We start from the raw sequence: 15,435 nt of genomic DNA on the forward strand, positions 1-15,435 counted from the left end.
ATGCCACAAAACAAAGCGGGATGCAACGCTGCCGGTTAAAATGCCAGCAGGCCCAGATGTTCCAGCAGGATCTTGCAGCCCATCAGCACCAGAACGATGCCGCCGGCCAGTTCCGCACGGGATTTGTAGCGGGCGCCGAACCGATGGCCGATGGCAACGCCCACGGCAGAAAGGCAGAAGGTGATCACGCCGATGAAGCTGACGGCGGGCACAATGTCCACTGACAGGAAGGCGAAGGTCACGCCCACGGCCAGCGCGTCGATGCTGGTGGCCACCGCCAGGGGGAGCATGGCGGCGGGGCCAAACTGGCTGTTCAGCTCCTCCGGCTCGGAGCGGGATTCCCGAATCATGTTTCCGCCGATGAATACCAGCAGGGCAAAGGCAATCCAATGATCCACATTGGTGATGAACTGCTGGAACTGGGTGCCCAGCAGATAACCCACCAGAGGCATCAAAGCCTGGAAGCCGCCGAAGTACAGGCCGGTGATGGCCGCATGACGGGGCTTTAATACCGGCAGGCTCAGACCCTTGCAGATGGATACGGCGAAGGCGTCCATGGAAAGGCCCACAGCCAGAATAAACAGTTCGATCAGGCTCATAAAAGAAAAACTCCCTCACAGAAAATTTGCCCGGCCGGGCAGCGCACAGCTGCGCCCTGGCTGGGGAATGTGCAGCTTGCAAAAAGCGCAGTAATATTTATTATAACATATATTTCTATGGACCTCAGCAGGGCCTCGGGAAAAAGAAAAATAATTTTTTGAAAAATATTTTGAAAAAAGGGCTTGCGTTTTGTAAAACACCGTGCTATAATACATTTCGCAGCCGACACAAGAGCTGATGCGCAGGTGTCGTACAACGGCTAGTACATCAGCCTTCCAAGCTGAGGACGTGGGTTCGACTCCCATCACCTGCTCCACAAAGCAGGCAAGGGCCAAGGGCTCCGGCTTGCTGGCTGCAACAACAGAATATGCGGATGTGGCGGAATTGGCAGACGCGCTAGATTCAGGTTCTAGTGGTAGCGATACCGTGGGGGTTCAAGTCCCTTCATCCGCACCAAAGACCCGGTCATTCGACCGGGTCTTTTTCGTTGTGTCGGCAGGGCGGATCGATGTCTCTGCATCTCTGGCTCGGAAGAAATGGATGAGCAGGCCCCGGAAGCGTTTTGCTTCCGGGGCCTGTTTTCTTTTGGCATACAGGCATCTTGACCGGTAACACGAAAAGACAGGTGGATGAAAGCGCAAGAAAAATAAAAGGAAAATGCAAAAAGAGAGAAAAATCAACCGGATATTTGAGGGGCAAAAGCGGGCAGAGAAAAAGAAAAAACGGATTACGCAGTTTTTCTTAGAACGTATGTTCGACAAAAAAGCAATATTCATACCAAACAAAAATCCATTAAAAAAATAGGCGTTTTGATGAAGAAAAATTTCATAATTTACACAAAAGGATGAAAAATTTTTCCATTAAGCCAAAAAGTGGAAAACGAGATATACATATCAATGAAAAATGCTATCATTGACGAGAAAATCTGTGCAATGTGCAAATAGATGAAGCGGAGAGGAGGAAGGCAAAAAAACGCCGTTGCGCAAGGAATTAAACGCAGAACAGCGGAAAGGTTAAGGATAGCATGAAATTGAAGATCAAACGCATGGTGTCGCTGCTGCTGGCAGTTTGTGTGATGGCCAGCACGGCGGCCCCTGTTTTTGCGGCAGAGGAACCGCTGCCGGTGCTGGCAGTATCCGGCGCGGATTTGAGCGAAGAAGCCGCACCCGGTGAACTGCCGGCGTCCACCGAAGCACCAGCACCGGCCGAAACTCCGGTAGCCACCGAAGCACCGGCTTCGGCTGAAACTCCGGCGCCCACCGAAGCACCGGCACCGGCCGAAACTCCGGCGCCCACCGAAGCGCCGGCACCGGCTGAAACTTCGGCGCCAACCGAAGTACCGGCTTCGACCGGAACCCCGGTACCCACGGAGACTCCGGCGGACAGTAGTGTGCCCGCGGCAGAGGAAACCCCTGCGGCGGCGCCGGATGAGGTGGACAGAGCGGCCCAGAGCAAAAAGGCCGCGCCTCAGATCCCGGGCTTTGAACAGTACACCGGCGAAGTCATCGATACCGCCGCCCAGTATCTACTGGTGGCTCAGGATCAGCGGGAAGGCAGCAACGATGTATACGCGCTGTATCTGAGCGCGGACGGCGCGTCCGTCGGCCCCGGAGCTCTGAAAGCGAAGGGCGCGGTGACTGCCCAGCTGACCCTGACCGACGGCGCGGTGAGCGCTGCCTGGCTCAAAAACGGCGAACAGCTTTCGCTGGATCAGCTGCTGCTGGACGTGAAGCAGAACGAGGAGGGCGGCTATGCCTTCTCCAACGCGGCAACCGGCCAGTGGCTGAAGCTGGACGGCAGCATGACCGCCGGCTCCGAGAACTATCTGGCCGTGGAGAAAAAGGCCGACGGTTCCTATAACCTGTGGAACGCGGCCCATAACCGGGTGCTCAGCTTCAACATCAACGGCGACGGCGGCAATTTCACCGGCGCTCAGACCGATTTCTGGGGTCCCCAGTCGGAAACGGCGTACAGCGTCTACCTGTATGTTCGTCAGGCGGATGAAAGTGCCCCTCAGATTCCCGGCTTTTCGCTGTATACCAGCAGTCAGCTGGATCTGAGCAAGGAATACCTGATTGTGACCCGGGGCAAGAATGAAGCCTATAAAGACGAGGTGTATGCTCTGTACCTGAGCGACGCGGGCAAGAGCCTGAACCCCGGCGCGCTGAACGGTGCGGACGGTACCGTCACCGCAAAGCTGACCCTGACCGACGGCAGTGTGCAGGCCGCCTGGCTGAAGGATGGCAGTCTCCTTTCCATGGAGGATCTGACCCTGGTGGGCAGCGCCATGGACGACGGCTTCAGCCTGCAGAACGCCAAAAGCGGCAACTATCTGGCGCTGGCGGAAAGCAATATGGTATCGGCTCAGGCGGTAAAGCTGGGTGTGGTCAAGGCGGGCGACGGCTGGCAGATCAAGGGCGGCAGCCGTGTGCTGGATTTTAACCGCAAAGGCGATACCACCCAGTTCCCCAATCATATCACCGATTTCTGGGGCCCCCGCAATCTGGCGGAAGGCAAGAGCTACACCCTCTGGCTCTATGCCCGGGACATCACCCTGAATGAGACGGAACTGAAAATCGACGGCTACACCCGGGCTGAGTCTGATACGCTGACCGATGGTGTATATGCTGTGGTGGGCTACGACAATGGCTTCCGCATTCTTTCCACCAGTGGCGAGAACAACGCAAACGAGGGCCTGCGGGACGACCGGACCGGTAAGCTGACCAATACCAACGAGGCGCTGGCCGGCGCGGAGCTGTCGCTCACCAGCACGAAGGGTGGGGTGTATCTCACCGCCATGACGCCGGATGGCCCGGTTTATCTGGGCCTGAGCAGCGAGGGCGTATTCCGCAGCGATGCCCCGGTGCTGCTCACCGTGACGAAGAACGACAACAACACCTATACCATCGGCACCGACGATGGAAAGCTGGCTGTGGAAAACGGCGGCTTTACCACCAGCGAGCAGGGCAGCCCCGTGCAGCTGTTCCTGAAAAAGACCGAGCAGCCCACGCTGGTGCGCACAAAGGCGGTTGTGGAACAGGGCTATGCGGGCACCAGCCAGCTGGCGGTGACCGGCGGTACCGAATGGATCTACACCGACGCAGAGGGCGCGCACCCCGCGGCTGTGGAGTGGACTCTGACCGAAAATCCCGACGGCGCGTTCCAGTTGAAAGACGGTGTGCTCACCGCACGCAAGGCCAGCGGCACCGCTACGGCCGCCGGTAAACTGGTTTATACCGCTGACAAAACGGTGGAGCTGGGCAGCGTTACCCTGACTGCCTGCGGCCCGCAGAAGGCCATTACCGGCACCACCGAAGGCCAGCCCTTTGTGAATGGCGAACCGGATGGCGGCAACGGCAAGAACTACCGCATCCCCTCCCTGATCACGCTGGACAACGGCTGGCTGGTGGCTGCGGCGGACATGCGCTGGCAGACCACCGCCGATTCCCCCCAGAACCTGGATACCATCGTGAGCGTTTCCAGGGACGGCGGCAAGACCTGGAGCTACGAGATCGTAAACTACTTTGACGATCAGGCCAACAGCGCCACCAGCCAGGCCAGCGCCTCCTTCATCGACCCCTCCATGGTGCAGGGGCCGGACGGCAAGCTGTACATGGTGGTGGATGCCTGCCCCTCCTACACCGGCCTGATGGGCGGCAACCGGATGGGCAATCAGAGCAGCGGCTTTGACGAGCAGGACCGCATGCTGGTGGTCCTCGCCAGCGAAAACGGCGATGCTCCCAAGGAAAAGAGCGCCTACACCCACCGGGTGGATCTGAATGCAGAGCCTTCCCGGGTCACGGTGCAGGGTACCGAGCTGAAGCTGTACCCCATCACCACCGAGAGCGGCGAAGCCACCGGTTATTGGGTGGATGCGGAGCTGGATCTGTTCCTGTGGGACGGCAAGTCCGATTCCGTGGAAAAGGTCATGCGGGAGCAGCTGGACAGCGGCGAGATGGTGCAGACCAATCTGTTCTACCGCAGCAGCGTCTGGAAGGCCTATCCGGTGTTCTACATCATGCTGCGCAGCGCCGAGATCACGGCGGACGGCCTGGTGTGGAGCGAGCCCACCTTCCTGAACATCAAATACACCGAAAACGAGCCCTTCACCGGTGTGTGCCCCGGCCGCGGCCTGGTGACCACCGTGCAGGGCAAGCAGCGCATCGTGTTCCCCCTGTACGATAACGCCACCGGCAACGAGTATGCCAGCGTGATTTACAGCGATGATAACGGTGCAACCTGGACCCGCGGCGCACGGGTGAATAACCTGGCCAGCGACGGCAAGACCAGCGAGTCTCAGGTGGTGAACCTGCCGGACGGCGGCATGCGCATTTTCTGCCGCAATCTGGGCGGCCAGATCACCTGCGCGGACAGCTACGACGGCGGCGCCACCTGGGGCCAGGCCGTGGCGGATAACGCGCTGAACTATACCTCCAACTGCATGGTGTCCTTCATCAACGCAGCCGGTTATGTGAAGAGCCCGGAGGGGAAGGTCTACGGCAATCTGGTGCTGGCCTCCTACCCGGCGGGCAACGGCCGCACCGACGGTGTGATCCGCGTTGGCTCTTTGAGCGCAGACACCGGAACCGTTACCTGGCTGAACGACGCAGAGGTGGACTTCGCGGGCCGGTATCAGTATTCCTGCCTGACCCAGAAGGGCGGCGACGCGCTGGGTCTGCTGTTTGAATCCGGCACTGCCGGCCCCGGCAGCACCGAAAACAGCGGTGCAGGCGGCATCTATTACAAGGACCTGACCATCACCGGCATGCTGGGCGAAGGCTGGAGCTATCTGGCCAGCTACGAAGGCCCGGTGGAGGGCGGCCATTCCGGTGTGACCACCGGCCAGCCCTATATCCCGGACGAGACCGGCGCCAGCCGCCGGTTCCGCATTCCGGCGATGATCACGCTGGACAACGGCTGGATTCTGACCGCGGCGGACGCCCGCTGGGGCTCCACCATGGACGCCGCCAACAATCTGGACGGGCTGGTCAGCCTTTCCAGGGACGGCGGCAAGACCTGGGAATGGCAGATGATCAACCATTTTGCCGATTACCCGGACCAGACCCCCGGCGCTTATAAAAAGAGCGCGTCCTTCATTGATCCGGCGCTGATCCAGAGTGAGGACGGCACTATTTACATGGTGGTGGACGCCTGCCCGGCCTATTCCGGCCTGCAGAACGGCGGCACCGCCGGCAAAGAGAGCACCGGCTTTGATGCAAACGGCAATCTGGTGATTGCAAAGGGCGAAGCCGGCAAGATCGCTTCCACCAAAGCGGCAGACTATACCTGTTACATCGACGGCAAGGCCCCCCAGACCAAACTCGTGGAAGGCCAGAACCGCACCCTTTATCCCATCAAGGACGCTGCCGGTCAGCTGACCGGCGCATGGGTGGACGCAGAGTACAATCTGTACGAGACCAGCGGTGATGCGGTTGTGAAGTCTCTGTGCAAGCAGGAGATCACCGGCAAGACCGTGCAGAACAATGTGTTCTACAGTCAGTCGGAATGGAAAATCTATCCCACCTTCCACATCTGGCTGCGCACCGGTACCGTGACCGAAACCGGCATTCAGTGGAGCGAGCCCCAGATTCTGAACGTAAAGCAGCAGGGCGAAGGCTTTGTGGGCGTGTGCCCCGGCCGCGGCCTGACCGTGGAGCTGGGCGAGAACGGTACCGAGCGGGTGTTGTTCCAGGTCTACGACAATGCCACCGGCCAGGAACGGGCCAGCACCATCTACACCGATGACGGCGGCGCTACCTGGCATCGGGGCGAGCATGTGACCAACAATGTGGGCAAGACCAGCGAGTCCCAGACCGTGCTTTTGCCGGACGGCGGTATCCGCATGTATTCCCGCAACGACATCGGCTACATCAGCTATGCCGACAGCTACGACGGCGGCGTGACCTGGGGCCCCTCCCACAGGGACGAAGATCTGAGCTATGTGGGCAACTGCATGGTCTCCTTCATCAATGTGGACGGCGCTCTGGTGGATGCGGACAATAACGTGTACACCAATCTGATCGCGGCCTCCTACCCGAAGGGCAGCGGCCGCAACAACGGCGTGCTGCGCATTGGCAGTGTGGATGCGGCCACCAATCAGGTGACCTGGCTGAACCCGGCGGAGATCAAATACCCCGGCAGCTATCTGTATTCCTGTCTGACCCAGCTGGAGGGCGAGAATCTGGGCCTTCTGTATGAAAAGGAGGACACCAGCTACGGCACGGGCTACATCCTGTATGATTCCTTTGCCATGACCAGCCTGCTGGGCGAAGGTTGGGAATATCTGAGCGAGATTCCCTCTCTGAGCCTTGCTTCCGGCGATCTTGCACTGAACGCAGGCGACAGCGTGCAGCTGAACGCCCAGGCGAAGGGCGAGCTGCAGGGCAAACTTCAGTGGAGCATTGCAGCGGACGGCGAAACCCAGGTGGCGAAGCTGGACAAGACCGAAACCGCCGTGGACGAAGCGGTGACCCTGACCGCACAGGCGGCGGGCAAGGCGACCCTGACCGTGACCGCGCAGGCGGTATGCGAGGACCGGGTACTCACCCTGAGCGACAGCGTGCGGGTGTATGTGTCCGACGAAAACACCGTGACGGTGCCCGACGAGTTTGAAAACAGCGGCGTCGTGGAGGGCATTGCCCGCAATGACAACGCCCTGCTGAAGGTGCAGACCCCAATTGAGGATGGCGTCTATGCCATCGTCTCCGGCGGAAAGGTTCTGTATTCCGCAAAGGATCTGAATCGTGTGGATCAGCTGGCTGTGACCGATCAGGGCGGCGAACTCAATCCGAACTACGACAAACCCTCCTTTACCATGGACACCCAGACCTGGAAGGTGACCGGAACCGAGCAGGGCTATACTCTGGAGAGCATGGCATGGCCGGGCCACTATCTGGCGGTACAGGGCTCCAGCGGTGACGACTGGGCGCCGGTATCCGAACCCCCCACCCGCTTTGCCATCACCGGCAACGGGGAGGGCGGTTATCAGATCAGCACCGAGCTGGATGGCACCACCTATTATCTGGTTCAGAACGGCCGGTTCCGCATCTCTGAAACAAAGGGCGGAGAGATGGCGTTCTATCTGAAGAGCGAGCTGAAGGCAGGCGAGAGCTATTACCGCACCGACGCTTCCGGCCTGAAAAATCTGCTGGCAGCTGTGGACAAGCTGGACGAGGCCCTCTATACCCCCGCCAGCTGGAACCTGCTGGAGGAAAAACGTGCTGCCGCCGAACAGGCCGCGGCGCAGGACGGCGCGCTGTTCGTGCAGGCGGTCAGCCGTCTTGCCTCCGCACAGACCCGGGCGGAGCAGGCCCAGAAAGCCATTGATCAGGCCACCGGAGCGCTGTTCCGGGCGATGAGCAGTCTGGAGAAAAAGGCCGACGTGCTTTATACCGTGACCTTCCAGATCACCGGCGAATATTTTGCCAACGAGAGCTTTGCCACCCTTTCCTGCAAGGCGGGCGAGCAGATCACCGCGCCTGCCGCGCCGGAGCATGAGGGCTATACCTTCAGCGGCTGGCAGAACCTGCCCCAGACCATGCCGGAGCAGAATCTGGTGGTGACCGGTTCCTATACCCGGAATGAGAGCGGGCCGGAAGAGACTCCCGCCCCGACGACTGTGCCCACACCGGTTCCCACTCCTGCTCCCACGCCGGATCAGGGCGGCGGCCAGCAGGGCAGTCAGAACGGCGGCAGCAATTCCGCCAGCAGTACGGCACCGGCGGCCACTTCCGCGCCCACCGGTGCGGCGTCCGCTCAGACCGGCGATGCTGTCTGGCCGCTGGCTGCGCTGAGCGGTCTGGCACTGGCCTGTGCGGCGGCACTGGTGCTGCTGCGCCGTAAACAGAGCTGAAGCAATACACAGGCTTTCGACATAACATTCTTTTAAAGCAGCCCGGCGGCTCCTTCCGGTTTCGGAAGGGGCCGCCGGGCCTTGTGATGCAGGCAAAGGTGGCAGGGGGGATTGTGCCGCCCGCTGGAATGGATTATGATAGAACCAGTGCAGAACAGACAAAAAGGAGGAGAAGGCAATGGAACGAAGCAGGCTGCTGGAGCCTGCGCTGCCCGCACGGCTGGAGCTGGCGGAGCGGCCGGAGGAGCTGGTGGATATGGCGCTGGCCCGGGGCGATGCGCTTACAGGCTGGCAGATCGCTGGGGCAGACCTGACCGGTATGGATATGACCGAGCTGGAGGTGCAGGGATGTCTGTTCCAGAACTGCCGGTTCACCGGCGCCAACTGGCACGGAGCCCGCTTTTCGGACGTGGTGCTGCGGGGCTGCGACTGCTCGGGCCTTCAGGCAGAGGATGCGGATTTCTGCCGCTGCAGGATCGAAAACACCAAGGCGCTGGGGGCGAGCCTTGCGGGCAGCCGGCTGGCCCATGTGCAGATGACCGGCACCAGTCTGCGGCAGGCCAATCTGACCGGGGCACTGCTGCAGCAGGTACAGCTGCAGGAGGTGGATCTGAGCGAGGCGTTTCTGGCCCAGTGCCGCCACAAGGGGCTGGTATTTCGGGAATGCACCCTGATGGGGACCAGTTTTTTCGGCACGCTTTTATACGGCCTGGATTTCACCAGAAGCCGCATGGAGGGCATCGTGGTCAGCGATACCGGTAAGGAGCTGCGGGGCGCAATCGTGAACGTGAGCCAGGCTGCGGATCTTGCCCGGGTGCTGGGGCTTGTGATCCGCTGACGGAAAACAGAAAAGAGGAGGAAACAATTACAATGGCAAAGCAGGTGGATCTGCTGCACGGCAGTATCCTGAAAAGCCTTACCGCACTGGCCTTGCCCATCATGGGCTCCCAGCTGGTGCAGATGGCATATAATCTGGTGGATATGATCTGGGTCGGCCGCGTGGGCGCAGGTGCAGTGGCAGCTGTGGGCGCTGCCGGCATGTTCATGTGGCTGTCCAACGGTCTGGCGATTCTGGGCAAGACCGGCGGGCAGGTGCTGGTGGCCCAGCGTCTGGGCGCGGGTGACAAGCAGGCCGCTGCCCGCTATGCGGCTGCGGCCATTCAGCTGGCTACCGTCATTTCTCTGGTCTATGCGCTGCTGATGGTGGCGGGGGCCGGGCCCCTGATCGGCTTTTTCCAGCTGAACAGCCCGCAGGTAATTGCGCAGGCGCGGGTGTATCTGATCATCGTGGGCCTTGGCATGTTCTTTTCCTTTTTGAACCAGGTACTCATTGCGGTGATCAACGCCACAGGCAACAGTCACACGCCGTTTCTGGCCATGTGCTGCGGTCTGGGGCTGAACTTTGTGCTGGATCCGGTGCTCATCTTCGGCGTGGGGCCGGTTCCCCGTATGGAGGTGGCGGGCGCTGCGCTGGCCACCGTGATGGCGCAGGTGGTGGTGTTTGTGCTGCTGGTGGCTTATGCCCGGCAGGATCGCTGCCTGTTCGATGCGGTGCGCCTGACCCAGCGCACCACCCGGGATGAGCTCTGGGCGCTGGTACGCATCAGTGGCCCTGCCACTGTGATGAATGTGGTGTTCCCGCTGATTTCCATGTACATCGCCCGCATGGTGGCCGCCTTCGGCGATAATGCGGTGGCCGCTCAGAAGGTGGGCAGTCAGATCGAGTCCATCAGCTGGATGACGGCGGACGGCTTTGCCGCTGCGGTGAACAGCTTTATGGGCCAGAACTATGGCGCGGGCAATCTGAAACGTGCGAAGAAGGGCTTTGCCGCCGCCTTCGCCATGATGAGCCTGTGGGGCGTATTCTGCAGCTGCCTGTTGATTTTTGCCGCGGGCCCCATCTTCGGATTCTTCATTCCGGAGGAGGCGGTTCGGCCGCTGGGTGTGGACTATCTGGTGATTCTGGGCTTTTCCGAGCTGTTCATGTGCTGGGAGATTCTGGTGGAGGGAGCTTATGCGGGCCTTGGCCATACCGCGCCGCCCAGTATTCTGAGCATGGTGCTCACCATGGCGCGCATCCCGCTGGCCATGGTGCTGACCAGCACCGCACTGGGCCTGAACGGCATCTGGTGGAGCATCTCCATCTCCAGCATCTGTAAGGGTGTGATTCTTGTGATCATGTTTGCGGTGTTCTGGAAAAAACTGCAGCGCAAAATGGAACAGAAAGCAGAGAACTGAATTGACAGAAAAAGATGCCCGCGCCGGGCGTGAGAAAATGCTCCGGCGCGGGCGCCTGAAACGGTAAAATTCGGGTCGAAAAAGTTTTTTAAAAAAACTTGAAAAAAGCTATTGACAATACCTGGGCAGGATGGTATTATATTTGAGCAGCGTCTCCCAGGGAAGAACGACTAAGCGCCCGTAGCTCAGGTGGATAGAGCAACTGCCTTCTAAGCAGTGGGCCGGGGGTTCGAGTCCCTCCGGGCGCACCAAACATGTGGTGGCTATGGCGCAGTTGGCTAGCGCGCCAGATTGTGGCTCTGGAGGCCGTGGGTTCGAATCCCACTAGCCACCCCACTAAAAAAGCGAATTCGAAAGAGTTCGCTTTTTTCTATATCATCCCGCCGTAAACACGGCGTTTTTGCTGGGTTGTCGCCAAGCGGTAAGGCACGGGACTTTGACTCCCGCATCCGTGGGTTCGAATCCCGCCAACCCAACCAAAAAATCGACAGGTGCCCTGTGGTGCTTGTCGATTTTTTTTTGATTCATCGGTCACTTTTGGCCAGATACGCAGGCGATTTGTAAAGCACAGGAAGATCAGTTGCAGCGGTTTCCGCCTTTTCTTCCGGCTTTGGAGACACGGCAGCCCCAGCCAGGAGCCCGGGCAGGGGGGCATCTTTTGGCCAGACAGGAAAGATGTGCGGGGGCGAATCGGCGTTTTCTCAAAAAGAAACATAAAAAATGAAAAAAGTGGCAGTTTAGGGGTTGCATTTTTCATAAGGCTATGGTATTATAATTGAGCAACAATTTGCGGCTTTAGCTCATCTGGTAGAGCGCCACCTTGCCAAGGTGGAGGTAGCGAGTTCGAGCCTCGTAAGCCGCTCCAAATTTGGTGCTGTGGCCAAGTGGTAAGGCAAAGGTCTGCAAAACCTTCATTCACCAGTTCAAATCTGGTCAGCACCTCCACATGGAAAGATGGCTGAGCTGGTCTAAGGCGCACGACTGGAAATCGTGTGTGGGCCATAAACCCACCGAGGGTTCGAATCCCTCTCTTTCCGCCAGAAAAAGCCCGGTAGAATGCGATTCTACCGGGCTTTTTTGTATTCAGGTACACACAAAGGTACACACTTCATATTTGCATACGGCTTTATGTGGCGCTGAGGATCTTCGAGAAGATGGCATCCAGGTTGCGGCTGATCTCTTCTCCTTCGCCCTGCACTTCGTGGCCATACACACCATAGGTGTCCATGCTCTGGCTGTGGCCGACGAGCTTTTTCATCTGGGCTTCCGGCAGGGCGTCGCTGATGCTCACAAACGTGTGCCGGATTTCATAGGGCGCGATATCCGGCAGCCCATTGACCTTACAATATCGCTTCCAGCGGCTGTGGTAGTGCTGGAGGTTGCTGATGCAGAACACAGACCCCTTCGGGCCGGTGATGCGATATTGATCTTCCAGCACCTGGCGGGCCAGGGAAGAGAGGTAAACCACCCGGCGGGCATTATCGTTCTTCCCGGTGGTGGTTTCGCCGTAGCAGTTGATGGCCCGGCGCAGCTCCAGCCGGTCGCCGTGCCAGTCGGCCCATTCCAGACCGTTGATCTCCCCAGGCCGTAGCCCGGTGAGCACCTCCAGCCGGTATGCGTTGATGTAATCTTCCACGGCCTTATTTTTGCGCAGGATGGTGGTGTCTACGTTGAAGAGTATCAGGACATCCTTCGGCTGCAAAATGCGTTTCTGACCCCTCTGAGCAGCTTTGGAGATTTCAAGGTCCTCGCCGGTCAGAGTGGTGTAACGGTTCCGGCGAGCCCATTTCAAAAACGCACATAGATCCGCCCGCAGGTTCTGCAGACTTTTGCGGGAATATCCACCGGCAAGGGCTCTGTCCAGTACCTGCTGCAGATCTCCATCAGTCAGCCGGCCGATGGACTTCTGGCCGATCAACGGCTGAATCTTGTTCCGCCAGCGGCCATCCATTGGGCGGCAGTTGCTGAGACTGGTGGTGGCCCGCTTGGATGTCAAAAACTGAGGATAGAGCACGTCCACCTTGGTGGATGTGCTGATAACCGAGTGCTCCAGCCACTCATCGGCTTTCCGGTTGGCCTCCCTCTGGCCGGTACGGCCGGGCTTCGCGCTGGTGAAGGTTTTGCGCACGCCGTCCTTCTGCACATTGATCTGCCAGCGCTGGCGGCCCTCGACCCAGACGGCCGTATTGGTGCGAATTGACATAAAAATACCTCCCTGTAGGTGCACTTTGACAAGCCTACTCGGGAGGTGGTATAATCTCGTTGTCCGGACGAGTTTGCACCTTTCGTGTAAGCCTGTTCATATTCCCTCACCGGTTGGCGCCGGTGGGGGATTTTTTATTTTTGAGACTGGGAAGATTCCACAGCGATTGCTAAACTCTGGCGGTACTGCTCGGCCGGAGGAAAGTCTACGAACTCCACGGTTTTATCGAAATTGGCACGGACCACATCTTTGATTTCGTCCAGTGTTACCCGGAAGAATTCCCGGCGCTGATTGATAAAATTCAACTTACGGTCGGCAAAAGCTTTGTGCAGAGCCGCCTCTAGTTTGGGGGCATCGTCGGAAAAAATCATGGCATGCACGTCAAAATTGAATGGAACGGATGCATCGCCTAGTTCATCCACACGATCCATGGGGTCCAGACGGCGGGTCATGCCGATTTTATATACGTTCTCGCCGAAAGCACCCACATTGGAGATGATGTACACATAGCCTGCGCGCTGGTTGGCTTCCCGATAATCCACATCCTTGAAAGCCTGATCGATCTTCTCCAACTGCTGCACCAGTTCTTCGCGCTTTTGCTCGATATCGGCTTTCTCGGCCTCCGAGGCGCCGGTCAGCTGGGCTTCGATTTTGCGCAGTGCATTTTGGTAGTGCCGCTGTTCCTTTTCCAGCTTCTTGCGCTCTTCCTCGATCTCTTTGGCAAGCTTCGCTTCCTCCCGCAAGCGGGCGCGGGCCTCCTTCTGTTCCTCCTTCTCCTGCTGCTTTTTTTGCTGGTATTCAAAGGCCAGATACAACTCTTCGATCTTGAGCCGATAATAGGCGGGAGTAATGGAAACTCCCATGATCGCGCCCAGCTTGGAAATAGCATCTCGGGAAACGGTAATGCGTTTCTCGCTGGCATCCAGATTGCTGTACCGCACATGCTCAATGATGTCGTCACACTCAGCGTTAAAGGCTCGCAATAGTAACTTTTGCATGTCAGCGACCATCTTTCGCCCTTGGGCTGCATTGTTGTTTACAGTCCAGTTGGTCAGGCCGGTAGTGGCTGCCTTTCCCCTAATCAGTTCTTTTTGCTTTGCACGGATTTCCAGCAATCGAGCGCGGTATTCATCGGCGCGCATGAAATCGTAGCGGGGCATGTAAACTCCAAAAGATTGGAGAGAAACAGCTTCATCGGTTTCGATAATTTGCGATTGCAGTTCGTCCAAACGGCGCTGTTGCTGTTCCGCTTGCTGGGTGAGTGCATCTAATTCGGCCCGGGCCTTATCGAGCGCTCCCTGTAAATCGGCCATTTCTAGCTGTTCGGGAGACATCTGTGCCCGCAGTCGTTCGATTTCTTTCTTTTCCTTAAGACCAAAAAGTGACACGATTGTTCCGCCTTTCCTTTGAATTACCAAGTTTTGGTTTCCACTATCTATCCACGCCCCATGGGAGGGGCGGCAGTTTGGCTATTGTACTGCAGACAGGAAAAATACCGCTTTTCCTAAAATTCGCATTTCGTTGATTGATTCGCCGGTGTAGATCATTGGTGCGTATTTGGAATTTGCGGGTTGGAGTACAATCTGACCAGGGTACTTATACACCCGTTTCAGGGTGGCCTCGTCGCCGATCAGTACGGCAGCAATCTCGCCGTTTTCCACGTCAGGTTGTTTGCGGATATATACGATATCCCCGTCCAGGATACGGGCGTCCACCATGCTGTCACCCTTGCAGCGTAGAGCAAAATCAGCGTGGATAAAGTCGGGGAGAGAGACTTCACCATCCAGATTTTCCTCGGCCAGAATTGGAACACCACAGGCGATCGTGCCAAGCAGGGGAACAGTCTTGGAGGCCGGGGGCACCGGGATGATGTTGGAGGGGAGATGGAGGGTATTGTCCTTCTCTGCCGAAGCGGCGTTCCGGTCCATCGGTACGTCATAGCCCATTAGCCATGCTTCGCTTACGTCCAGAGCCTGAGCAAGAAGGTAAACCGCATCCTGTTTTGCCTCCCAGGCACCGCTAAGATAGCGTGAGATGCTGGATTTGCTGACGCCCGATTGTTTGGATAGTTCGCTTTGAGTCATACCCTTAGAATCCAGCCCGTCACGTAGTCGAGATTGGAATGAAGAATTTTTATCCGGCATATCTACCACCTCATTTTGTATGTGTTTATATTATATCCCTAGAATTGCGGAAAATCAACATTTTTCAAAATTAAGTTGATGAATATCAAAAAACGGTGTTGACTTTGCGCAATTCGTGTGCTAAACTGACCTTGTGGTTGAGAAACCGCAACCAAAAGGAGGGAGGTGAGAGAAGTGCCTGAAATGAACTACAACCCGCTGCTTGGAAGGATTAAGGAGTTTGGATTGACCCAAAAAGAATGCGCAAAGATACTGGGAATTAGCGAGGGACAGCTTAGTCGGAAGCTGTCTGGCGAGTATGTTTTCCGCCAAGATGAAATCAACGGTCTGTGCAATATTCTTGATATTGATGCGCATGAAATCGGAAAATATTTTTTTTGCCCTAAGAGTTGAGAAAC

General features: G+C 57.8%; 8 protein-coding genes and 8 tRNA genes. 12 read left to right on the plus strand and 4 right to left on the minus strand.

Translation table 11 applies throughout. The features are described 5' to 3' along the window. Positions 1-35: 35 nt before the first annotated feature. A complete protein-coding gene (locus EDD77_RS08860) occupies positions 36-599 on the minus strand; it encodes a manganese efflux pump MntP (RefSeq protein WP_058965589.1) in 564 nt (187 codons plus the stop codon). Between the two features lie 242 nt (positions 600-841). On the opposite strand from EDD77_RS08860, the gene EDD77_RS08865 reads away from it, so the two are divergent. The 11 genes from EDD77_RS08865 (at position 842) to EDD77_RS08915 (ending at position 11,730) form a co-directional block, all read left to right on the plus strand. Beyond that, positions 842-916: transfer RNA gene (locus EDD77_RS08865), tRNA-Gly, on the plus strand. 53 nt (positions 917-969) lie between these two features. Further along, positions 970-1,056, plus strand: a tRNA-Leu gene (locus tag EDD77_RS08870). 574 nt (positions 1,057-1,630) lie between these two features. Next, positions 1,631-8,452 (plus strand): exo-alpha-sialidase, encoded by a 6,822-nt coding sequence (locus tag EDD77_RS08875; protein WP_132587369.1) that lies wholly within the window; start codon positions 1,631-1,633, stop codon positions 8,450-8,452. A 178-nt stretch (positions 8,453-8,630) separates the two neighbouring features. Next, positions 8,631-9,290 carry a pentapeptide repeat-containing protein gene (locus tag EDD77_RS18275; RefSeq protein ID WP_058965594.1) on the plus strand — a complete coding sequence of 220 codons (660 nt, stop codon included), beginning with the start codon at positions 8,631-8,633 and terminating at the stop codon, positions 9,288-9,290. A gap of 32 nt (positions 9,291-9,322) precedes the next feature. After that, entirely contained in the window at positions 9,323-10,690 is a 1,368-nt protein-coding gene (locus EDD77_RS08885) for an MATE family efflux transporter (protein ID WP_058965596.1), read from the plus strand. Positions 10,691-10,864: 174 nt separating this feature from the next. Then, positions 10,865-10,941 (plus strand) — tRNA-Arg (locus EDD77_RS08890). 8 nt (positions 10,942-10,949) lie between these two features. Further along, a tRNA-His gene (locus EDD77_RS08895) sits at positions 10,950-11,026 on the plus strand. Between the two features lie 68 nt (positions 11,027-11,094). Continuing rightward, a tRNA-Gln gene (locus EDD77_RS08900) sits at positions 11,095-11,169 on the plus strand. A gap of 310 nt (positions 11,170-11,479) precedes the next feature. Beyond that, a tRNA-Gly gene (locus EDD77_RS08905) sits at positions 11,480-11,555 on the plus strand. 5 nt (positions 11,556-11,560) lie between these two features. Further along, positions 11,561-11,635, plus strand: a tRNA-Cys gene (locus EDD77_RS08910). Between the two features lie 3 nt (positions 11,636-11,638). Beyond that, positions 11,639-11,730 (plus strand) — tRNA-Ser (locus EDD77_RS08915). Positions 11,731-11,816: 86 nt separating this feature from the next. On the opposite strand, the gene EDD77_RS08920 is transcribed toward EDD77_RS08915, so the two are convergent. The 3 genes from EDD77_RS08920 to EDD77_RS08930 form a co-directional block, all read right to left on the minus strand. Beyond that, a complete protein-coding gene (locus EDD77_RS08920) occupies positions 11,817-12,893 on the minus strand; it encodes a tyrosine-type recombinase/integrase (protein ID WP_058965598.1) in 1,077 nt (358 codons plus the stop codon). Between the two features lie 134 nt (positions 12,894-13,027). Continuing rightward, on the minus strand, positions 13,028-14,281 hold the full coding sequence (locus EDD77_RS08925) for a DUF4041 domain-containing protein (RefSeq protein ID WP_058965600.1): 1,254 nt from the start codon (positions 14,279-14,281) through the stop codon (positions 13,028-13,030). A gap of 81 nt (positions 14,282-14,362) precedes the next feature. Continuing rightward, positions 14,363-15,037: a LexA family protein gene (locus EDD77_RS08930; RefSeq protein ID WP_058965602.1), complete on the minus strand. Its 675-nt coding sequence runs from the start codon at positions 15,035-15,037 to the stop codon at positions 14,363-14,365. A 183-nt stretch (positions 15,038-15,220) separates the two neighbouring features. Here EDD77_RS08930 and EDD77_RS08935 point away from each other — a divergent pair, with 183 nt between their 5' ends. Then, positions 15,221-15,430, plus strand: coding sequence for a DUF739 family protein (locus tag EDD77_RS08935; protein WP_077138583.1), 210 nt, complete (start codon positions 15,221-15,223; stop codon positions 15,428-15,430). The last annotated feature ends 5 nt before the right edge of the window (positions 15,431-15,435 follow it).

This window comes from Allofournierella massiliensis, assembly GCF_004345265.1.
Taxonomy (GTDB): Bacteria; Bacillota; Clostridia; order Oscillospirales; family Ruminococcaceae; genus Allofournierella; species Allofournierella massiliensis.